The organism is Bacillus sp. 5RYD7K (assembly GCF_059831465.1).
Genome location: NZ_CP191200.1, coordinates 620,327 through 641,158, shown reverse-complemented (window position 1 = coordinate 641,158; position 20,832 = coordinate 620,327). Strand labels below are relative to the sequence as shown.

General features: G+C 46.3%; 23 protein-coding genes. 15 read left to right on the top strand and 8 right to left on the bottom strand.

The window, feature by feature from the left end; genetic code table 11:
* Positions 1-75: 75 nt before the first annotated feature.
* Positions 76-1,242, top strand: coding sequence for a DUF4885 family protein (locus ACQE26_RS03115; protein WP_500470664.1), 1,167 nt, complete (start codon positions 76-78; stop codon positions 1,240-1,242).
* 51 nt (positions 1,243-1,293) lie between these two features.
* Here ACQE26_RS03115 and ACQE26_RS03110 read toward each other — a convergent pair whose 3' ends face one another.
* The 3 genes from ACQE26_RS03110 to ACQE26_RS03100 all read right to left on the bottom strand — a co-directional run bounded on the left by ACQE26_RS03110 (position 1,294) and on the right by ACQE26_RS03100 (position 3,315).
* Positions 1,294-2,136: an aldo/keto reductase gene (locus ACQE26_RS03110; RefSeq protein WP_500470662.1), complete on the bottom strand. Its 843-nt coding sequence runs from the start codon at positions 2,134-2,136 to the stop codon at positions 1,294-1,296.
* Positions 2,137-2,248: 112 nt separating this feature from the next.
* Entirely contained in the window at positions 2,249-2,941 is a 693-nt protein-coding gene (locus tag ACQE26_RS03105) for an LrgB family protein (protein WP_438421110.1), read from the bottom strand.
* Complete coding sequence (locus ACQE26_RS03100) at positions 2,911-3,315, bottom strand: CidA/LrgA family holin-like protein (RefSeq protein WP_060963715.1); 405 nt, start codon at positions 3,313-3,315, stop codon at positions 2,911-2,913. Before ACQE26_RS03100 ends, ACQE26_RS03105 begins: the two co-directional genes overlap by 31 nt.
* 194 nt (positions 3,316-3,509) lie before the next feature.
* Here ACQE26_RS03100 and ACQE26_RS03095 point away from each other — a divergent pair, with 194 nt between their 5' ends.
* The 12 genes from ACQE26_RS03095 to ACQE26_RS03040 all read left to right on the top strand — a co-directional run bounded on the left by ACQE26_RS03095 (position 3,510) and on the right by ACQE26_RS03040 (position 13,657).
* Positions 3,510-3,941 (top strand): MarR family winged helix-turn-helix transcriptional regulator, encoded by a 432-nt coding sequence (locus ACQE26_RS03095; RefSeq protein WP_016936907.1) that lies wholly within the window; start codon positions 3,510-3,512, stop codon positions 3,939-3,941.
* A 422-nt stretch (positions 3,942-4,363) separates the two neighbouring features.
* A complete protein-coding gene (locus ACQE26_RS03090) occupies positions 4,364-5,749 on the top strand; it encodes an amino acid permease (protein ID WP_047476089.1) in 1,386 nt (461 codons plus the stop codon).
* A 92-nt stretch (positions 5,750-5,841) separates the two neighbouring features.
* Positions 5,842-6,555 (top strand): YjjG family noncanonical pyrimidine nucleotidase, encoded by a 714-nt coding sequence (locus ACQE26_RS03085; protein WP_500470661.1) that lies wholly within the window; start codon positions 5,842-5,844, stop codon positions 6,553-6,555.
* Positions 6,556-6,565: 10 nt separating this feature from the next.
* Positions 6,566-7,696, top strand: coding sequence for a sensor histidine kinase (locus ACQE26_RS03080; RefSeq protein WP_500470660.1), 1,131 nt, complete (start codon positions 6,566-6,568; stop codon positions 7,694-7,696).
* Between the two features lie 4 nt (positions 7,697-7,700).
* A complete protein-coding gene (locus ACQE26_RS03075; protein ID WP_500470659.1) occupies positions 7,701-8,345 on the top strand; it encodes a response regulator transcription factor in 645 nt (214 codons plus the stop codon).
* 138 nt (positions 8,346-8,483) lie between these two features.
* Positions 8,484-9,431 carry an ABC transporter ATP-binding protein gene (locus tag ACQE26_RS03070; RefSeq protein ID WP_500470657.1) on the top strand — a complete coding sequence of 316 codons (948 nt, stop codon included), beginning with the start codon at positions 8,484-8,486 and terminating at the stop codon, positions 9,429-9,431.
* Complete coding sequence (locus tag ACQE26_RS03065) at positions 9,428-10,615, top strand: ABC transporter permease (protein ID WP_500470655.1); 1,188 nt, start codon at positions 9,428-9,430, stop codon at positions 10,613-10,615. The genes ACQE26_RS03070 and ACQE26_RS03065 overlap by 4 nt, the downstream gene beginning before the upstream one ends.
* Positions 10,612-11,754: an ABC transporter permease gene (locus ACQE26_RS03060; protein ID WP_500470654.1), complete on the top strand. Its 1,143-nt coding sequence runs from the start codon at positions 10,612-10,614 to the stop codon at positions 11,752-11,754. The genes ACQE26_RS03065 and ACQE26_RS03060 overlap by 4 nt, the downstream gene beginning before the upstream one ends.
* Positions 11,755-11,767: 13 nt before the next feature.
* The gene (locus ACQE26_RS03055; RefSeq protein WP_060963708.1) at positions 11,768-11,947 is read left to right on the top strand and encodes a hypothetical protein; all 180 of its coding nucleotides are present in this window, start codon (positions 11,768-11,770) and stop codon (positions 11,945-11,947) included.
* A gap of 105 nt (positions 11,948-12,052) precedes the next feature.
* Positions 12,053-12,529 (top strand): DUF4879 domain-containing protein, encoded by a 477-nt coding sequence (locus ACQE26_RS03050; protein WP_448814637.1) that lies wholly within the window; start codon positions 12,053-12,055, stop codon positions 12,527-12,529.
* A gap of 75 nt (positions 12,530-12,604) precedes the next feature.
* Complete coding sequence (locus tag ACQE26_RS03045) at positions 12,605-12,853, top strand: sigma-G-dependent sporulation-specific acid-soluble spore protein CsgA (RefSeq protein WP_029575245.1); 249 nt, start codon at positions 12,605-12,607, stop codon at positions 12,851-12,853.
* A 105-nt stretch (positions 12,854-12,958) separates the two neighbouring features.
* Positions 12,959-13,657, top strand: a complete 699-nt coding sequence (locus ACQE26_RS03040; RefSeq protein ID WP_500470652.1) for a YqeB family protein — start codon at positions 12,959-12,961, stop codon at positions 13,655-13,657.
* Between the two features lie 43 nt (positions 13,658-13,700).
* Here ACQE26_RS03040 and ACQE26_RS03035 read toward each other — a convergent pair whose 3' ends face one another.
* On the bottom strand, positions 13,701-13,961 hold the full coding sequence (locus ACQE26_RS03035) for a YbyB family protein (protein ID WP_016936895.1): 261 nt from the start codon (positions 13,959-13,961) through the stop codon (positions 13,701-13,703).
* 184 nt (positions 13,962-14,145) lie between these two features.
* Between ACQE26_RS03035 and aimA the strand changes: the two genes are divergently transcribed.
* Positions 14,146-15,765 (top strand): glutamate/serine transporter AimA, encoded by a 1,620-nt coding sequence (aimA, locus tag ACQE26_RS03030; protein WP_500470651.1) that lies wholly within the window; start codon positions 14,146-14,148, stop codon positions 15,763-15,765.
* Between the two features lie 94 nt (positions 15,766-15,859).
* Here aimA and ACQE26_RS03025 read toward each other — a convergent pair whose 3' ends face one another.
* Both ACQE26_RS03025 and glpT read right to left on the bottom strand, forming a co-directional pair.
* Entirely contained in the window at positions 15,860-16,747 is an 888-nt protein-coding gene (locus ACQE26_RS03025; RefSeq protein WP_438421124.1) for a glycerophosphodiester phosphodiesterase, read from the bottom strand.
* A gap of 96 nt (positions 16,748-16,843) precedes the next feature.
* The gene (gene glpT / locus ACQE26_RS03020; RefSeq protein ID WP_016936892.1) at positions 16,844-18,178 is read right to left on the bottom strand and encodes a glycerol-3-phosphate transporter; all 1,335 of its coding nucleotides are present in this window, start codon (positions 18,176-18,178) and stop codon (positions 16,844-16,846) included.
* 335 nt (positions 18,179-18,513) lie between these two features.
* Here glpT and ACQE26_RS03015 point away from each other — a divergent pair, with 335 nt between their 5' ends.
* The gene (locus ACQE26_RS03015) at positions 18,514-18,756 is read left to right on the top strand and encodes a DUF2651 family protein (RefSeq protein WP_438421125.1); all 243 of its coding nucleotides are present in this window, start codon (positions 18,514-18,516) and stop codon (positions 18,754-18,756) included.
* A gap of 54 nt (positions 18,757-18,810) precedes the next feature.
* Here ACQE26_RS03015 and hpaB read toward each other — a convergent pair whose 3' ends face one another.
* On the bottom strand, positions 18,811-20,256 hold the full coding sequence (hpaB, locus tag ACQE26_RS03010; RefSeq protein WP_488460064.1) for a 4-hydroxyphenylacetate 3-monooxygenase, oxygenase component: 1,446 nt from the start codon (positions 20,254-20,256) through the stop codon (positions 18,811-18,813).
* 150 nt (positions 20,257-20,406) lie between these two features.
* A complete protein-coding gene (locus ACQE26_RS03005) occupies positions 20,407-20,832 on the bottom strand; it encodes a hypothetical protein (RefSeq protein ID WP_045926326.1) in 426 nt (141 codons plus the stop codon).

Below are 20,832 nucleotides of genomic sequence, written 5' to 3'. Positions count from 1 at the left end.
TTATTTAAGGTTAAAATCAACTGGGAAACAGCCGATAAAAACACTAGAACATCATCTCAAGCGGAGGTTAAAAACATGCGCCTAAACGCTCGTTATATAAAAAATCAAATAATGGCTCAGCAAGTGCTTCAGCAGTATTCTTCTAAAACAAATGTGAAAGATGCGGCAAAAAGGCCGGACCGCTTATTGATTCAATCAGGCGGGACCCGCGATCTGAGCCAGGTGAATTATTCAAGGAGCGGTGTCACTGAGAAAGGGAGCAGCCTGTCCCGTTTATATCAATCCGCAAATCAGAAAACGATTACGGATAATGGGAATGAGACAGTAATAGCCGCTGATAATCCGTATGAGTCTGAGAGTGATATTGCAAGCAGGATTCTTGATGAGAAATACAGCCGTATCAATGAAATCAATAAACGAAAATCAGATCCTTTACGTTTTATTAAGGACAAATACCAGCGTCCCGATTCACCTTATTTCAGGAGTGATTTATCCGAATCAGAGCGTCAGGCCGCTTATCATAATGAAACGGAATGGCTGTTTAAGGGGAAAGCCCAAAGCTATGATTTCCGTGATGCTGCGTTTCGGGGTGAAACACTCAATGGAGAGATTCAAGGAGAAAATGAAAAGGTGTTTCAGAGAGGACAGGTCAATCAGCAAATCGGTGTGCTTTTTCATCGGAATCATATTCAGATTCCGGAGGATGCGAATCTTACATTTACGATATCACCGATTGATTATCTGTTAAAAGTGAGCGGGACTGACGATCAAGAGCTCACTCAGCAGATCGAAGCCGTCTTAAACTCCGGGGAAAACAGCAAAGAGCTGTTTGCGCACATCATTCGCAGCCGGAGTGATGACTCCTCGCAGTTTACGCCGGAAGCGTATGAGAAATATCAAGTCGTTCGGGAAATGTATGAGGTGACCGGCTATCATCTGAAAGACTTGCAGACTGTGGGCGGGAAGTACGTCACAGAAGACGGACGCGACCTTTTAGAGATTTATAAGGAAGCGCTGCAGCAAGATCCTTTACTGAAACATACGGCGGCAGAAGCGGCTGCCCATTACGGACAGGCGCTTACGAAGCTGGCGAGAACGGGTTATGATGCCATTCCTGATTTGGTGCTGTCCATTGATTACAAAGACGGATCTCTGCGTGATACCGGCCAAAGCAGGCAATACGGATCTGGGGATACGGATTGGCTTTCTGAATGGAAACGGGAGCTGGGTGTGCGTATATAAAATGAGAAAAAAGCTGACGAATGATGCCGTCAGCTTTCTTTATGCGTTTGCTTAAAACTCCTCATACTCCGCCGGGTCTTGGCCGTTTATGCGTCCGTCCGGGCGGGTAAGCGAATCGATAAGTTTCATGTCGTTTTCATCAAGGGAGAAATCAAAAACAGAGATGTTTTCGAGCTGGCGTTCTGGGGATGATGATTTTGGAATCGGGATGGCGCCCAGCTGGATATGCCAGCGTAAAATGACTTGAGAAATGGTTTTGCCGTATTTGTCCGCAATCTGTCCGAGTTTTTGATCGTTCAATACTTCACCGGCGCGGGCTAACGGACTCCATGATTCTGTCACGATGCCCTGTTCTTCATGCCATTGCCGCTGCTGCTGCTGATTAAAAGCGGGATGCAGTTCAATTTGGTTGATGCCTGGCTTTACGCCGGTTTCACGTTCAAGCCGTTCGATATGCTCAGGCAGGAAATTGCAGACACCGATGGAGCGGATCAGGCCCCATTTTTTCGCATCAATCAGTGCCTGCCATGCTTCAGTGTAGCGGTCTTGTTTCGGATTCGGCCAATGAACGAGATACAGGTCATAGTAATCCAGACTTGCGCGGTATAAAGATTCTTGAATGGTTTGTACAGCTTTGTCATATTCATGGTAGCGTCCCGGAAGCTTGGACGTCACGTATAGCTGCTCTCTCGGAACAGAGCTTCTCTTGATGGCTTCTCCGACCGCCCCTTCATTTTCATAGTTATAAGCGGTGTCAATCAGACGATAGCCGATATCAATGGCGCTGGTAACGGCATGAACGCCGTTGTTTCCATGAAGAGCGTATGTACCGAAGCCGATCGCGGGAATGCTTGTCCCATCCAGCAGTTTGTTTTGCGGAATTGCTGCAGTCATCTTAAATCCCTCCTTGTTTTCTACTTTACCATTCTTTTTACAAATGAAACATCAATATTGGAAGAAAATGAGATAATCTGCATATAAAAAAGCTGGCGGAGAACCGCCAGCTTTAAATTTGAAACATCCATGCCACGACAGGGCCGAAGACCGACCCTAACACGGCGCAGAGCGTCATGGAGACAGAACTCATGGAGACTGTTAATTCTCCGTATTCCATTGCTTTTGAGGTGCCGAGCGCATGGGAGGCGCTCCCGAATGCAATTCCTTTCCCGAGTGAGCTGCGGATGCGGATCCACTTGAGAAGCAGCGGCCCTAAGATGACGCCGGAAAACCCTGCGATCATGACGAACACGACTGTCATGGAAGGAACACCGCCGATGCCGGACGCGATCTGAATGGCGACGGGAGTCGTGATTGATTTTGGGATGATAGACAAAATCAAACTCCGGCTGATGCCGAACAGCTCTGCAAATAACAGGCCGCTGACCATTCCGGAGAATAAACCGGCCAATACGCCGCCGATAATCGGAAACATATACTTGATTAATACCCGGCGCTGCTTATAAAGCGGGTATGCCAAAGCTACCACGGCGGGGCCGAGCAGTGAATTGATCCATTGTCCGCCGACCATATACTCTTTATACGGAATATGAAAAACAAGCAGCACGGCAATAATGAAAATCGTAGTCGTCAACACGGGTATGAGAAAGGGATATGGAAAGCGCACATATAATTTCACCATGGCCAGATAGGCGGCGGCCGTGAACAAAATTATAAGGATTGCGATACATGCTTGCTGCACTTCTTTTTCTCCTTTCTCTGATTGGCTTTATGCTCTAACAGCTGGCTTGCGTACCCTGCGGCGATCATTGTGACGATGGTGCTCAGCACGACGATTAAAAACAGGGCCGCCCCGCTGGCGGAAAACAGTGACGGATAATTGATGACGCCCGTCATGGCCGGAATGAATAGCAGCGGAAGAAAAGACAGCAAAAATCCGGCTCCGTCTTCAATCATTTTGGCGGGAATGATCTTAACCGATAAACATATGATGAGCAGGATTAAACCGATGATACTGCCGGGAATGGGCAGGTGGAAGAGCTGCTGAACGGCTCCCCCGATAAAGGAAAATGCGAATAAAATAATGATTTGCAGTATGATGCGTATGATTTTCACAACGATGCTGTTCTTTGGAGAAGAGCAGCTTCCCCCTTTCTTGTTGCTTCGATAAGTTTCTTTACTTTCGGCACATATATTTGTACTATACAAATATATGTATGCAAAATCTTTCTATATGTTTTCTGAGTAAATGTGCATATGTTTGTATTATACAACTAATGTTGCTGTTGTCAACGTAAGGAGTGAGGCGTTTGTCAAAACAAGATCCGATTGAATTAATTGAATATGAGCTCACCACTTTTATCAGGAGGGCTGTTTATCTCGATAACTCCGACCGCAAAATCGGACATCTGGAAAGAGCTGCGTATTTGTTATTACGGCAGCTTGATGAATTCGGGCCGGCGCGTGTGAAGGAATTGGCCGAATCCTTTAAACTGGATATATCTACGTTGTCTCGCCAGGCCGCGGCCTTGGAAACGAAGGAGCTGATCCAGCGCTTCTCCGATCCTTCTGACGGGCGGGTCAGTCTGTTTGCGATTACGAAGCTTGGCAAACAGAGGTTAAAAGCTGATAAAAAGATGCGTCTTGAGCGGTATCATCGCATGCTTGACGATTGGTCCGGCGAGGAGAAAGAAATGTTCGGCAGGCTTTTGCTGCGGCTGAATGAGGCATTTATCGATTAGTGAATGATTTTTGCCGGAGTAAGCAGGATGATGGCGTATGAGAGGGAGAATGATAGAGAGTAAGGCTTTACGCCATTCTGCTTAGCAATATTTATAGAATAGGGGGTGGAACCTTTTCTCCCGGGAAATACTGTTTCTCGGAAGCTGTGGTATTTATTATCTTAATATTCTTAATTTAATAAAAGTGAAAGCGCTTTATTTTTAGTCTCTCGGTCTAGGGTGCATGGTGTTTACCTGAAAAAAACAATTGTGTTTTCCACGAAAATTTATTATGATGGAATAAGGAAATTGGAGACTATATAACAATAGGAAGATAGAATATTTCTAATATTGCGGGAAATGAAGATTGAGTTAGGTTCAACAGGTGCACCTTCTGCTTCATTATTTCACATATATCAGAGCTGTTAAGAGGAGGAAGCGAAGTGGCAAACAAGGAATTAAAGAGAGGCTTAGGCGCGCGTCATATCCAGATGATTGCGCTGGGCGGCACGATCGGTGTCGGTTTATTCATGGGGTCATCCAGCACGATTGGATGGACAGGGCCGTCTGTTCTGCTGGCTTATGCGATCTCGGGTATCTTTATCTTTTTTATCATGCGTGCGATGGGCGAAATGCTTTATGTAGAGCCGAGTACAGGGTCGTTTGCGACATTCGGCCATAAGTATATACATCCGTTAGCCGGCTATATGACGGCGTGGAGCAACTGGTTTCAATGGGTGATCGTCGGGATGTCTGAAATTATTGCCGTCGGTTCGTATATGAAATATTGGTTTCCTGATCTGCCGGCATGGATTCCCGGCCTTATCGCCATGGCCATACTCGGTGCGGCGAATTTGATTTCGGTAAAATCTTTCGGTGAGTTTGAATTTTGGTTTGCCATGATCAAAATCGTCACCATTATTCTGATGATTGTTGCGGGTATCGGCATTATTTTCTTCGGTTTCGGCAACGGGGGTCATGCGATCGGATTATCTAATTTATGGTCGCACGGCGGTTTCTTTACAAATGGTTTTACCGGGTTTTTCTTTGCTTTGTCTTTGGTTGTTGCGGCCTATCAAGGGGTTGAGCTGATCGGGATTACGGCAGGAGAAGCGAAAGATCCGCAAAAAACGCTGCGAAGCGCGATTCAGAGCATTATCTGGCGGATTTTGATTTTCTACATCGGTGCGATTTTCGTAATCGTTACCGTATATCCGTGGAATGAGCTTCACTCACTCGGCAGTCCGTTTGTTTCGACATTTGCGAAAGTCGGGATTACGGCGGCGGCCGGTTTGATTAACTTTGTTGTGATTACCGCTGCGATGTCCGGCTGCAACAGCGGGATTTTCAGTGCGGGACGCATGCTTTATACATTGGGCGTGAACGGACAGGCGCCGAAATTCTTTAAGAAAGTTTCATCGAGCGGTGTGCCGATATTCGGTACGCTTGCGGTATTAATCGGCCTTGTGATCGGTGTCGTGCTGAACTACATCGCGCCTCCGAAAATATTTGTCTATGTCTACAGCGCGAGTGTGCTGCCGGGAATGATTCCGTGGTTTGTTATCTTAATCAGCCATCTCGGTTTCAGACGAGCGAAGGGCGCTGAGCTTGATCAGCACCCGTTTAAAATGCCTTTTGCGCCGTTTACCAACTATTTGACGATTGCTTTCTTAATCATGGTATTGGCCGGCATGTGGTTTAACAAAGAGACGCGGATATCTTTGGTCGTCGGGGTGATTTTTATGGCGATTGTGACGATCAGCTATTATGCGTTCGGCATCGGCAAGCGCATGTCTGATGAAGACTCGAAAATAGAAGACGCTGTATAATTCAAAAAGACACCTCTCTTAAAGGGGTGTCTTTTTCGGCTTGTCAACGAGTGGTATACTGGTTAAAAAAAGCAGAACCGGGGGAAACATCGATGAGTCACTACCGTACGTTATTATTTGATATAGACAATACGCTGCTGGATTTTACCGCTTCAGAAACCGATGCTCTTCAAAAATTGTTTCAAGGTTCAAAGCTGGAACTGACGGCAGAGGTGGAAGCCCGTTATAAAGCGTTAAATCAAGGGTTGTGGAAGGCGTTTGAAGAGGGGGACATGACCCGCGATGAAGTGGTGAATACACGGTTTGCCCTTTTGTTTAAAGAATACGGCCTCGAGGCGGACGGCGTGCTGATGAATGAGGCGTACCGCCGATACTTAGAAGAAGGACACCAGATGATAGACGGGGGTTATGAGCTGATTGAAAAGCTGAGTCCTTTATTTGATTTATACATCGTGACGAACGGTGTATCAAGATCACAATATAAGCGACTGGGTGATTCCGGTCTGTATCCGTTTTTTAAAGATGTGTTTGTATCTGAGGATACGGGTTTTCAAAAGCCGATGAAGGAATACTTTGATTATGTATTTGCGAGAATTCCCGGTTTTGCTGCCGAGCGCGGGCTTATTATCGGTGATTCACTGAGCGCGGACATAAAAGGCGGTCAGATGGCGGGAATTGATACGTGCTGGTTTAATCCCGGAAAGAAAATAAATGATTCCGGGGTCATTCCGACGCATGAAATTCATTCGCTTGATGAGCTGTATGATCTGTTGAACGTGGAGCGAAAAGCCGCCGCCCATCTGTAAGGAGAATACGATGAAGATTGCACATACGAAGTTACTGATCAGGGGCTTTGCGTTACTATCAATTTTTCATGCGATTCTTCAGCTTCCTCCCGGCCGGGGGGAGCTGAAGGTTTTTTTGTCTGTACTCGTGATGCTGCTTGCGGCGAATGACTGTCTGCGGCCGATATATATGAAGAGACGGTCCGTCATCTATCACGGATCTTTTCTCCTGAGCAGCGTCATGGCGGGAGTTCTGCTGTACAATGTCTATTGTACGGGGACACAGGCAATAATGGTGCTTTTATTGGTGGAGGTGCTTATTACTGATAAGCAGATTTCGGCTGTTTTGTTAACGATGAACGCCGCCGCATTTGCCGCCGCTTTATACGCCTCCGGAGCGGGTGTCAGTGATATCGTGCTCCCTTACTTCATCATGTTTGCGGTGATTTATTTATACCGGAAGAATCTGAAGGAGAAGTCAAAGGTTGAATCGCTGAATCGAGAGCTGAAGACGGCCAACGCCACACTGAAGGAATACTCAGAACGCATTGAAGAACTGGCGGTTACGAAAGAAAGAACAAGAATTGCGCAGGAGCTGCATGATTCTTTAGGACATTATCTCGCTGCTCTGAAAATGAATTTAGAGTTTGCCGGGAAGACAGCCGGGCATCAGCCGGAAAAAGTAAAGCAGATCATTCATAAGGCGCATGATCTTACGAAAGAATCGATTTTAAAGCTTCGCCAGGCCGTGATGCTGTTGCAGGGTTCTTTGCCGGGGCGGGGATTTGAACAAGCGCTCCGTGACATTTTCAGCCATTTTCAAGAGGCGGGAGGGATACACTTCGAGCTAGAGATGGACGAGGCCATAGAAGCGGCGCAGCCTGATGTGAAGCACTGTCTTTATCAAACCGTCCAGGAAACGATTACGAACGCGGTGAAGCACGGACATGCGTCATATGTTTCTGTCCGGATGAAAAAGGACCTGAACATGATATTGGCGCATATTCATAATAACGGCTCAGCGTGCGGAACGATCATAAAATCAAATGGTCTGAAAGGAATTGAAAAAAGAGCGGCCGCGCTTGGCGGAGAAGCTGTTTTCTCTTCCGGAAATGAAACGGGTTTTGACGTGAAAATAAGGATACCGTGCAAGGAGGAATGATCTAGTGAATGTCATGATCGCAGACGACCAGTCCATTGTCAGGGAGGGGCTCAAAATGATTCTGAGCCTTCACGAAGGAATTCAAGTATCGGGAGAAGCTTCTTGCGGCGAAGAAGTTCTGCAGCTGCTTCCGCAAACCGAAACCGATGTAATTTTGATGGATATCAGAATGCCCGGCATGGACGGAATCGAAGCGACAAAAGCGGTAAAAGCCAGCTATCCGTCCGTAAAAGTCATCATTCTCACAACCTTTGAGGATGATCACTATATTTTTGCCGGGCTGAAAAGCGGGGCTGACGGCTATATCTTGAAAGATGCTGATTCAGAAGAAATCATTGCCTCTCTTCAGGCCGTTTATGAAGGAAATATGATGCTGAATCCCAAGGTTACGGTTCAAGTCGTAAAAGCGCTGAATCATATCGGCATCCCGGCCGTTCAGGAGGAGCCGCAGCCAAAGCTGACGGAGATTCTCACGCCGAGAGAGCTTGATGTCGCAAAACACATTATGGAGGGCAAAAGCAATAAACGCATTGCCGCAGACTTATTCCTGACTGAAGGCACTGTGAAAAACTATGTATCCAGAATCCTCGATAAACTCGAAGTGACAAACAGAACTGAGCTTACATTATATTTGCAAAACATGATATAACCCCGCTTCACCCCCTCTCTCTTTTCATCACCAAACATATGACGAAAGTAATACTCATATCGAGTACAAAAGTGAATAGAAAACAAGGATCGCCAAGAGTAGAATAAGTGCAGACATGACACAAGGAGTGCTGCACGAATGCTTGAATTAACCGATTTGACAAAGAAGTACGGCGATTTTACCGCTGTCAATCATATATCGCTGCACGTCGAAAAAGGAGAGATATTCGGTCTGCTGGGACCAAACGGCGCCGGTAAATCAACAACGGTGTCAATGATCAGCACCGTGCTCTCACCGACGGACGGAACAATTTGCATTAATGGAATGTCATTACAAAAACAGCCTGCGGCCATAAAAAAAGTGATGGGTATCGTCCCGCAGGAAATAGCCTTGTATCAAGCGCTAAGTGCAAAGGATAATTTGGCTTTTTTCGGGAGCCTGTACGGACTTTCCGGTAAGGAGCTCGATAAGCGGGTCGATGAAGTGCTGGACATCATCGAATTAATGGAACAGCGAAATCAAAAGGTGTCTGAATTTTCAGGCGGTATGAAAAGACGGGTGAATATCGGTGCTGCCCTGATGAACGAACCGAAACTATTCATTTTAGATGAACCGACCGTCGGAATTGATCCGCAATCCAGACACCATATTCTTGAAACCGTTAAGACGTTAAATCAAGAAAAAGGAATGACCGTCATCTACACGAGCCATTACATGGAAGAGGTCGAATATCTATGTGAAAGAGCGGCGATCATGGACCGCGGCTCAATCATTGCCTGCGGAACGAAAGACGAATTGAAACAGTCAGCGGAAGCCCCTGATACCCTGATCGTGAATGCAGAGGGTCTGAATGATGATGCCGTACAAAAAATCCGCCGCATTCCCGGTGTTTCCGAAGCCGCCATCAGCCATCAGACCATTTCGATGCTCGTTTCCGCGGCAGAGCGGAATATCCTTGATATTGCGGATGATATCAGAAGAACCGGTATCATCATTAAGGGCATTCATTTCGAGGAAGCCAATCTGGAAAGCATTTTCCTCCGGCTTACCGGCAAAACGCTGCGGGATTCACAGGGGGCGTCATGAAAACACTGCTCAGGCTGATTTTATTAGATTTTCGGTTAATGGCCGGAGAAAAGTCCTTCTATATAAAACTGATTCTATTTCCGGCGGTGATGATTTTTATTTTAGGAACGGTTTTTCACGGCGATTCGAAAGCGAAGTCATTTAAAATCGCGTTTTATAATGCGGATCACGCGGAGAGTGCTTTGGGAGACACATTAAAGAATGACGTTCTGAAACAAAACGATCTGATCCGTGTAAAAGACATAAGCGGTTATCAAGCAGGGAAACAGCTTGTCGAAAGCGGCAAAGTCTCGGTTTTTGTATACGTGCCGAAAGGCTTTGCAAGAGCGGCGGAACACAATGAAAAAACAAGTATCAACGTCATTTCAGACCAACAAGGCTCTGTAAACGGAGACATTGTTGAGATGATGGCCGATTCGTTTGTCACCAGAGTAAAGATGGAAAGCAGCGAAGAAAAAACGGTGCTGAAACAGTCGGGACATCTGTCAAAGGAGGAAGTCGGCAGCATAATGAGCGGACTTTCCGCTGAGCGCGGACAGGCTGTGTCCATTCCGAAACAGTCGGCCGGCCATCACGCGGCTCCGATTGATGCGATGCAGTATTATTCAATCGCGATGGTCGTCATGTTCTCTATCATGACCGCTTTTGCGCTCATTCACGGCATAGTGGAAGAAAGGCAGCAGCACACATTCTTCAGAATCAAATCAATGCCTGTATTACATATCCAGTACGTGGCTGGAAAGCTTTTGGGGATCATGTTTGCCATCCTTATACAAATGGCTGCCGTCATCATCGCAAGCAGCATCTTGTACCATGTGAAATGGGGCAATTTGTTTGAAATATTGCTGGTGACGATCGTTTATTCATTTGCGATCGGCAGTATCGTGCTTCTTTGGGGGTTTACTGCAAAAAACCATGAGACCGTCTCAAGCATGGCGGCTCCTATTCTGTATGGGTTCAGTTTTTTAGGCGGAAGTTTTATTGCGAAAGACAGCCTGCCTGCCGGTTTGAAAATCGTGCAGGAGCTGATACCGAACGGCAAAGCGATCAACAGCTACGTAAGTGTCACGCAGCATGCCGGCCTGAGCGGTATTTCGGCGGATTTGGCAGAGCTCTCCGTCATCGGCGCCGTGTTTTTATGTCTGACCATATGGGTGTTTAAGCGGAAGGAGGCTGTTTCATGACGCAGCTGTTATTCATGATCAGACATCAGCTGAAACTGATGTTACAGAATCGGATTGCGATCTTTGCGACCATTTCCGTCCCGCTCCTTCTCACATATTTCTTTTCCTTTTCTGCGGATGGCAGTCAGCAGAAGGAAGTCTATGTGGCTGATAAGGATCAGAGCGTCTTTTCAGGACAATTGATGAACATGATTCAGACGGCCGGCCATGTAAAAGTCACGAAGGTCACGGAGGATGTTTTAAAAACAAAGGTTAATCATCAGGATATTTCCTTCGGATTGCTGATCGGAACTCATTTTGAAGAGACATTATTTTCCGGAGATGAATTGAACGTTTCATTCATTCAGAATGAAGAAAAGGGTGATGCTGTTTTGACAGAGCGGCTGATTGCGCAGCAGGTGGGCACGCTGAAAAAGATCGTCCGCGATGCGGCAGTGATGTCCCGCACGCTGCACACTGACGCTAAGCAGGCGGCGGCTGACCTGTTGAAGGATACCCAAAGCCATTCTGCCGTAAGCGTTGACCGCCAGCACGTTTATGCAGGCGGACAAGCGGCTGACAGGCTTATCGGATTTTTAGTGATGTTTATCTGGTTCGTTGCGGTTCAAAGCTTGCGATCATTTATAGACGAAAAAGAAAATCATACATATGCCAGATTGCTGAGCACGCCCGTGTCCTATACGGCATATGCAATCTCTAAGTTTGCGGCGGCGTATCTTTTCGGACTTCTCCATATTATCGTGATTCTCGGTGCCGGAACATTCATGCTGCATATCCGTTTTGCCGATCATGTTCTTGCTGCGGGAGCGATGCTTGCGGCCTGTGTATTTGCGCTGACTGCTGTAACGATGGCGGTGATTCCGTTTATGAAGAGCCAAAAGCAATTCACATCGCTTGCTTCTGTTTTTATCGCTGTCACGGGTTTATTGGGAGGGGCTTTCTTCACTTTAGATGCGGCTCCGGAGTATATGCGGACGCTGTCGTTGTTTACCCCTGAAAAATGGGTAATCAGCGCATATCAAAACAATGGCGGAGACAGCGCACAGATTGCGCCCTTGAGCCTATTTCTTGCTGCCGGCGCAGCGGCACTGGCCTTATCACTCTATTTGATAAACCGCAATATGAAAAAACACAGTTAGGAGGATGGCTGCTTTGTATATGGCAGAAATCATCGGAATGATAGAATTGCTCGCTGGAGCCGCAATGAACGTATGGATCGGCTGGCTCGGAAAAACCTTTTTCGGTAAAGATGACAGAAGTTCAAGAGTCGTGTTAAGAATCTGCGGCATCTTTCTGATCATCAATGGTGTTTCCAGAGCGTTTCATATCTAGTTCACAAAGTTTTCCAGACTCTTTTTTGGAATGTAATCTTTTTCCTTTGGAATCATGTAAAATAGAATAGAGTTCTATGAAAATATGACAAGAGGAGGAAGAAACATGAAAAAGAGAATCTTGATGTTATTCGCCGCGGCCGCCGCTGTATTGATGCTTGTGAGCGGGTTGTGGATGCCGTCAGCGTCTGCGGCGCCTGCTCCTGCTTTAACACAAATCCGTATTATCGGTGTGACGTCTGACGGACAGAATTATCAATGGGAGAATATCGGCCCGAACCAAATCAGCGCATCAAAACCGATGAAGGGCACAACGGGGTATTTAGCTGTATATTTCCAAGGGTATCCGAACAATAACACAATTCAGGCGTTTAACAACGGAACGAATATTACAAATCTCACAGCAAAAGCGCTGGAAGATGAATATACGAAAAACGGCAATATCATTACAGGCTACATTAAATATTACAGCGTTCCTCTTTCTTATGTCAGTTCAGGAACGTTCTCTTTCTCCGCAACGGGGCTGAATGGGCCGTACACACCGTTAAGCAGCGGATTTTTCTCCATTCAGGTACAGAGTTAAAACAGCCGCGCTTTCATGTATAGTTTTTCTCTCTTTCCGGGAAGCTATTCCTAAAGAAAAGGGAGGGCTTACATGATGGACACGACACTCGGGTATTTGCGCGAGTCGCTTTCGAACCACTTGGAGCATGATGTTTGCCGCGGGATTTATAAAAAGCTGCAGGTGAAGCATTATGCAAATGAGGGCGAGTTCGTGAAGGATCTTAATGATCTGGAAATGGATGCGCTGAATCAGGTGCTTGAGAAGGAGATCAAATATGCTGAGAACGAGCAGGATGAGAAGCGTACGATGGAATTGAATGAAGTGTATGAACTGCTGTTTTAAAAAGCCTCCCGCTGACGGAGGTTTTTTTGTGCCGGAAACAGTTTACAGTATCATCCAACCCTTTGTATAATGGATTGCTGTAACAAATACAGATGGAGGAGAAAAATGAACGAAACAAAAAAACAGACGGTTCTTGAGTTGTCATCGGTTGAGAAAGCTTTGATTTTCCTTGTGCCGCCATTATTGGGTCTGGTCATCGGCTGGTTTCTGCCGGTCATTGCGAAATGGGCCGTTACATTGGATTGGCTGCCTTTTCACGGGCCTCTGGAAATTATCGCTTCTTTTCACGGATGGAAGGCTGCGGCTGCAACCGCCGTTATCGGCTTAATTGGGGGAGTGTGGCTGACGCGGGCAGCTTTTAAAGAAAGTCTTGTGGCAGTCGTGACGGACAGCGAGGTGTCCTTAACCATATATAATGAAGAAAGCGTGTTTTCGAAAGACAGCATTTCCGGTGTGTTTACGGATGGGAAGTATCTTGTCTTATTGGGGACTGAAGGGCAGGAGCTTTTTCGGGAAAAGCTTGAGCCGGCGGTTGAAAAAGCGGCTGATGCGTTTCGCGGGCATGGGTATGTCTGGCTGGGGACGGAAGATCCTTTTAAAGAAGAGTACAAACGGTGGGTGCCGGACATGCCGGATTTGGAGCCTGGGGCAAACGCTCTCTTAAAAGCGAGGGAAAAGGCGCTGAAGCAGGATGAAACCGCAGATGCGAAAGAACTGAAAGCGGAAATATCCAAACTGGGCATTACCGTGCGGGATCAAGGGCCGCGCCAATATTGGCGGATCTATAAGAAGCCGTCTGCATAAAAAAGCTGCCGCCGTTTATACGGCCGGGCAGCATGGGAACAGATTATTTCTTCTTGTCATCGTAGTATTGAACCGGATACATGGAGCCTTCGGATACCATTTTGTTATCTTCAATATCTTCGGGATGCGGGTTGCCTGCTTTGTGGACGGGAAATGATTCAATATCGTGCTTCCCTGAAAGCGATGTTTTCATATTGCGGATAAAGTCCTTCACCTTTTGGCGGTTTGATTTATCTTTGAGCAGGTAGGAAGTCACTCCGACAGTCGACACGGCAAGTCCTGAAATGAGCAGTTTTTGTTTCATGATAAAAACTCCTTTCTATTTCTGGCTTGAAGTAGTTATTCCCGCTTGACGGCTGTTTAAACATCAAAGGGTAATTTTGGATTCCTGCTTTAATGCGATAAAGATTGACAAAACTATTTTCAGAATAATATTATAAATATATGATAGCGCTGGAGTCATATTTTAATTGAAAGGTGTTAACTTTATGAATCAATTACATCGCAGAATGGGAACGTTTGCACTCATGATGGTCGGACTTGGGTCAATGATTGGCTCTGGCTGGTTATTCGGGGCATGGCGGGCGGCTCAGATTGCGGGACCTGCCGCAATTATTTCTTGGATTATCGGTATGATCGTTATTTTGTTTATCGCACTTTCTTACAGTGAATTAGGTTCAATGTTCCCGGAAGCCGGGGGAATGGTAAAATATACTCAATATTCTCACGGATCATTTATTGGATTTATCGCAGGATGGGCAAACTGGATAGCGATTGTTTCCGTTATTCCGGTGGAAGCGGTCGCGTCCGTTCAATATATGAGCTCATGGCCGTGGGAGTGGGCGAAATGGACAGGCAATCTCGTTCACAACGGCACACTTACGGGAGAGGGTCTCGGCTTTGCTTCCGTATTGCTGATTATTTACTTTTTACTGAATTATTGGACAGTTAACTTATTTTCAAAAGCGAATTCATTGATTACTATCTTTAAAATCATTATTCCGGGGCTGACAATCGGAGCGCTGCTGTTTACCGGTTTTCACGGCGGAAATTTCACATCCGGGTCAAGCATTGCGCCGAATGGCTGGGCGAGCGTGCTGACAGCAGTGGCCACATCAGGTATCGTCTTTGCGTTTAACGGGTTTCAAAGCCCGATTAACATGGCCGGAGAAGCAAAAAATCCCGGTAAATCGATTCCGATTGCGGTTGTCGGTTCGCTGTTGGTCGCAACTGTCATTTACGTCCTGCTGCAAATTGCGTTTATCGGTGCGGTTGAACCTTCTATGATCGTTCACGGCTGGAGTCACCTGAACTTTAACTCTCCATTTGCCGATTTGGCGATCGCCTTGAATATCAACTGGCTTGTCATTATTCTTTATGCGGATGCGTTCGTATCTCCGTCAGGAACCGGTATCACTTATACCGCTACGACGTCCCGCATGATTTACGGCATGGAAAAAAATAAATATATGCCGAGCATTTTCGGAAAGCTTCATCCGCTGTACGGCGTGCCGCGCCAAGCGATGATTTTTAACCTGATCGTATCGTTTATCTTTCTGTTTTTATTCAGAGGATGGGGCGTGCTTGCTGAAATTATTTCCGTTGCGACACTGATTTCTTATATCACAGGTCCTGTGACGGTGATGACGCTGCGGCGGACGGCGGGGGATTTGTACAGGCCTCTCCGTCTGAAAGGCCTCAGCGTGGTTGCTCCGCTCGGCTTCGTGTTCGCGTCTCTCGTGCTGTATTGGGCGCGCTGGCCGCTAACGGGACAGGTGCTGTTTATCATCTTGATCGGCCTGCCGATTTACTTCTACTACCAAGCGAAAGCGAAGTGGAAAGGATTCCGCAGAAACTTTAAAGGCGGCGTCTGGATGGTTGTCTATCTGCTCAGCATGATGACCATTTCATGGCTCGGAAGTGAAAAATTCGGCGGTCTGAACATTATTCCGTACGGCTGGGATATGGGGCTGATCGCAATCGTTGCCCTTGTCTTCTATACGTGGGCGCTGAAGAGCGGATTCAAGACTGAGTATTTGAAAGACGCCAAAGCAATCAACGATCAATTAAAAGGCGGACAGGCCGAAGCCGCTGCCGGAAAAGAATAATGATTGATACAAACCTTGCGGTAACGTTCCCGCAAGGTTTTTTGATCGGGCAAAAAAATATGGGTTCGGCATCATCTCCGAACCCATGCTGGCTTTATGATTTGTATTCTTTTTTAACCTTTTGGAATATATCCGCATAGTTGGTGAACACACCGGTTACGCCCCAATCCAGCAGGCGGCGCATGTCCGCTTCGGTGTTTACGGTATAAGGGTGGAGCAGAAGGCCGTGGCTGCGTATGCTCCGGACGTTTTGAGCGTTCAGCGCTTTGTAATCCGGTCCGATTCCGACGGCATAGGTTTTGATGTCCGCTAAATCAGCGTCAGTCATTGACGTCATCTGATCCGCTTCAAGCAATTGGACGGCGGGAAGTTTCGGATCGAGCTTTTTGATTTTCAGAAGGCTGTCCCTGCTGAAAGACTGAATGATAACCTGTCCAAGTTTCGCATGCTTACCTGCCAATTTGTATTTTTTCAGTGAAGCGATCAATTTTTCTTCCATACCCGGATACGTTTCAGGCGCTTTCGTTTCAATATAATAATTTGCGTGTCTGCCGAATCGTTTTAACACGTCATCAAGTGTGGGAACGTGAAGTCCGGCGTATTGCGGTTTAGCTTTTTCCGGATAGGCTTTATTGAACCAAGAGCCGGCGTCGAGCTTTTGAATCTCGGCTGATGTATGGTCCTTCACCCAGCCGTGTCCGTTTGTGGTGCGGTCCAGTTTTTCATCATGCATGACGATCAGCTTGCCGTCTTTTGTCATTTGTAAATCCAATTCAATATAGTCTGCTTTCATTTTTTGCGCAGTTTCATAAGAAAGGATCGTGTGCTCCGGGACATACCCCGAAGCACCGCGATGGGCAATGGTTAACATTCTGTCAGGAGACAAAAGGTTTCCTTTTCCCGCCGCCGATACAGGCGTGACGATGAATGATAATAAACCGAATGAAAGCAACACTAAAGCAAACAACTTATGTTTCCGCATGTTTTCTTCCCCCTTAAAAAATCAATATCTGTCTCTAGCGTAGAAAATCGTTGTAAATTCTGTACTGCAAAAATATTAATCTTTTATGTTGTTTTCTTACACATGCTCCGCCCGCTTGCCGGTATTCCACGTCATAGCCAAAAAGACGATGGACAGCGCACATGAGGTGACAAGCATGATAAAGCCTCCGTTCCAGTCAAAGCGGTCTACAACATAACCCATGATGGCGTTGGCAAAAGCCGAGCCTCCGATGTAGCCGAAAAACCCGGTTAAACCGGCTGCCGTTCCCGCCGCTTTTTTAGGCGCAAGGTCAATGGCCTGAAGCCCGATAAGCATGACAGGTCCATAGATTAAGAACCCGATGCTGATGAGCGCGATATTGTCGATGAGCGGATGACCGGCAGGGTTAAGCCAGTAGACCAATACAGCGATAAATACGCCGGCCATGAACAGTACGCCAGCTGGCGCGCGGCGGCTTTTGAAAAACCGGTCGCTGATCCAGCCGCACAAAATCGTGCCCGGAATTCCCGCATATTCGTAAAGGAAATAAGACCATCTGGAGTCTTCAGGAGAGAATCCTTTCGCTTCCGTCAAATAAGTCGGCGCCCAGTCAACGACTCCGTACCGCACGAAATAAACAAACACATTGGCAAATGCGATATACCACAGAAATTTATTATTCAGCACGTATTTAAAAAGAATTTCTTTGGTCGTCATTTCTTTTTCCTGGTCTTTAAACGCATGTTTCGGATAGTCATTCCGGTATTCTTCAATCGGCGGCAGCCCGCAGGATTGCGGCGTGTCCCGAACGAGAAGAACGATGACAAATGAAATGACAATGGCGATAATAGCCGGAAAGAAAAACACGCTTTTCCAAGTAACAAACATGGCGATGCCGAGAGTCACGAGCGGGGCGAGAATACCTCCGCCGATGTTATGGGCGACATTCCATATCGACATTTTCGTGCCGCGTTCACTGATGGAAAACCAATGAGCCATCGTCCGTCCGCAAGGCGGCCAGCCCATCCCTTGAAACCACCCGTTAATAAACATAAAAATAAACATAATCGTCACGCTTGATGTGACCCATGGCATGGAAACAAATAAAATGTTTACGACACCTGACAAAAACAGACCCGTTGCAAGGAAATATCTCGGGTTGCAGCGGTCAGACACCATCCCCATAATAAATTTGCTGAAGCCGTAAGCGATTGATACGGCCGCAAGCACCAAGCCAAGTTCCCCTTTTGAAAACCCTTGCTCCTGAAAGTAAGGAATAGCGAAGGCAAAGTTTTTGCGGAGCAAATAATACCCGGCATACCCGATGAAAATCCCCAAAAATACTTGCAGCCTGAGCCGTTTATAGGCCGCATCCGTCTTTGAATCATCCAATCTCTCAATATGCGGAGCCGGCTTGAACAACTGAAACATCATATCCTCCCCTTTGCTGAACGTCTATCATGATGTATGTATGACTCCTTTCCTTAAAAATAACAAAAAGAACCAGAAATCACCCTCGTGCAAGGGCGGGTTTTTCTGGCTCTCCTCATCTCCATCCAAAAATCATTAACTTGTGTATGATAGCGCTTTCTTAAATTATCACAGTCTGCCATAAATGTAAACGCTTTAAGAAAAGTTTTCATTTTTTTGAATAAATAACCGAAGGGAATATCAGCGTGAGCGCGAAAGGATTTGAAGTACTTGTTTTTGTACTCAGGCATAAGATGTGGTAGGCCGAATTAAGAAAAGGGAAAGGAGTGCATCTGTTGATTGATGAATTGGATTTTGCGTTCGGTGTTCTGCCGCTTTGTATCATCATCTTGTCAGTCGCCGGAACATATCTGTTTAAAAACGTGTTTATTATGCCGGCTGCCGCTTTGGCCGTTTGCCTTATATGCACTTTTACCGTATTGAATTTCTCGTTTATCGGATGGGCCGTTGTGTACACGCTTGTCTCTTTCGCGTTATCGCATATTACGATGGTGGTGATCAGTCAAAATAAAAAATAGGATCGGCGGCAGCCGATCCAGCTATGATAAGCAGAGATGAGGCTCTGCTTTGTTTTATTTATGAATGTTCAGGAAGTCCTTGATGACAGCGGTCTGTTCTTCTTTCGGATAGCTATTGTACAGATGGCTGGCCAAGCGGACGGGGTCACCGAAGAAGTACCGCTCATATTGTGTCTGTCTTGTTCCGAAGGGGCTCATGGTCAAATCCCATGCCAGACGGAACACTTTCACCCGATCCTCAGCATTCAATTCGGTTGCCTGTAAATATTGGTCAAGGTCTCCTCTGATGTCTGAATGAAACGCTTTTTCAGTCGGCAAAGTCACCATTCCGCTTGCCCCGATCAGCTGAATGATCTCTGTGAAACGCGGGTAGATGTCAGGGAAAATCGCGCTGACCACACGAAGCGGAGTCACACTCGGCCGCATATATCCCCATTCATCTGTTTCGGCATCATTCTCCGACTTTTCCAAAAGGGCTTTCATCGTTTCCAGACCAGTGATGATTTCAGCCATCTTAGCCTGAATATGCTGAAACTCGCTGACATCTATCGCATCGACAAGTGTTTGGGCAAGACCCAGGAGAAACTCCGTCTTTACAATTTGTCTCGTGATGACTTGATGAAATGCGAAGGCGTTAAAAGAGCTTTTCATATTGAAGTCATAAGCCGCCTCGTAATTATCATAAAAAAATACGCGTTCCCAAGGGACTAAAACGTTATCGAATACAACGATGGAATCCATTTCTTCATATCTTGAGCTGAGCGGATAATCAAATGATGATTTTCCCAGTACGAAAGATTCCCTGCAGATGAATTTTACGCCCTTTGTATTGGAAGGAATGGAAAAAGCGAACGCTTCATCTGATTCAAAATACATCTTAGGCAGGGAAACCACGAGCACTTCATCCGTCAGGCCGCCTTGTGTGGCCAAAATCCGGGCGCCGTGAATGACGAGGCCTTTTTCATTTTTTTCGACGACTTTTGCGGAGATCGGTGTTGGTGATACGTTTACGCTCATTTGTGAACGATTCACCTGAGGGGTGATAAACGTGTGTGTAAAAGAAAGATCCTGTGTGACAGCGCGTTCGTACAGCGCCTGAACATGCTCCGGAAAACAATGCTCCCGGTCTTTCAAAAGCGCGGCAGAGGAGGCGAAGCTCATCAGCACGGTATTCATGTAATCCGGGCTTCGTCCCATCATGCCGTGCGTGTGCCTGGCCCAATGCTCGAACATCTTTCTTCTTCTTTTGACGTCTTCTTTCGTTTTCGGCTGCAGGTATGAAAGCCCGGCCCGCTCTTTTTTACCGGGGAGACTGTATGTCATCTCGTCTTTCATGCCCGGTTTCGTTTGTAAATCATAAAGAGAGCGCTTCGTTTCCAGAAGGCCCTTAAATGCGGGATGTTCAGAAATAAGTCCCTCGATCTTTTCACCGTCAAGCCAAATCTCATTTTTAAGCTGGTTCAATCGGTCAATATACATTTTGCCATTAATGATACCCATCATGTAGCCCTTCTTTCTTTACAGATCCACTACCACATTATATTGAGAATGAAATTGGGTGTTCCGGTTATTTCCAGTGGGGAAGAGCCTTTTTTGACAAGGGGGATGAGTGGATTGCATAATAAAAAACCCCTTAAGCGGAGGGGTTTTTTAACTGATCATGTCTTTGTATCTTTGTTCAAGGACAAAGTCTATCATTCCGGTAATACGGGTGTTTTCAGATTTTTGTCTGAAACGGTCAGACACTTGGATTTTCCTTGAAAACGGAAATACGGCAAAAATCCAAACAAGGCCGGCCAGACCAAAAACCATTTGCAGCGCCATTTCAATCAAATCATTAAAATGAGTGCTGAAAAAAAAGATATATAACGTGATGAATGTGACGGTGCATACAATCTTGACTGTATGGTTGAAGGTGAGCTGCGGTTCAGTGAAACACATTTTCATTTGATTGAGTGTGAGCGAATCTTGTGTCGTTAAATATGTAAGCAGTTCTTTGTCATTTTGACTTCGCGGAAGCAAATCGCTTTCTATTTTTTGAACGGTTTCCTTGTATGTCTGCATGTCAATCTTCAT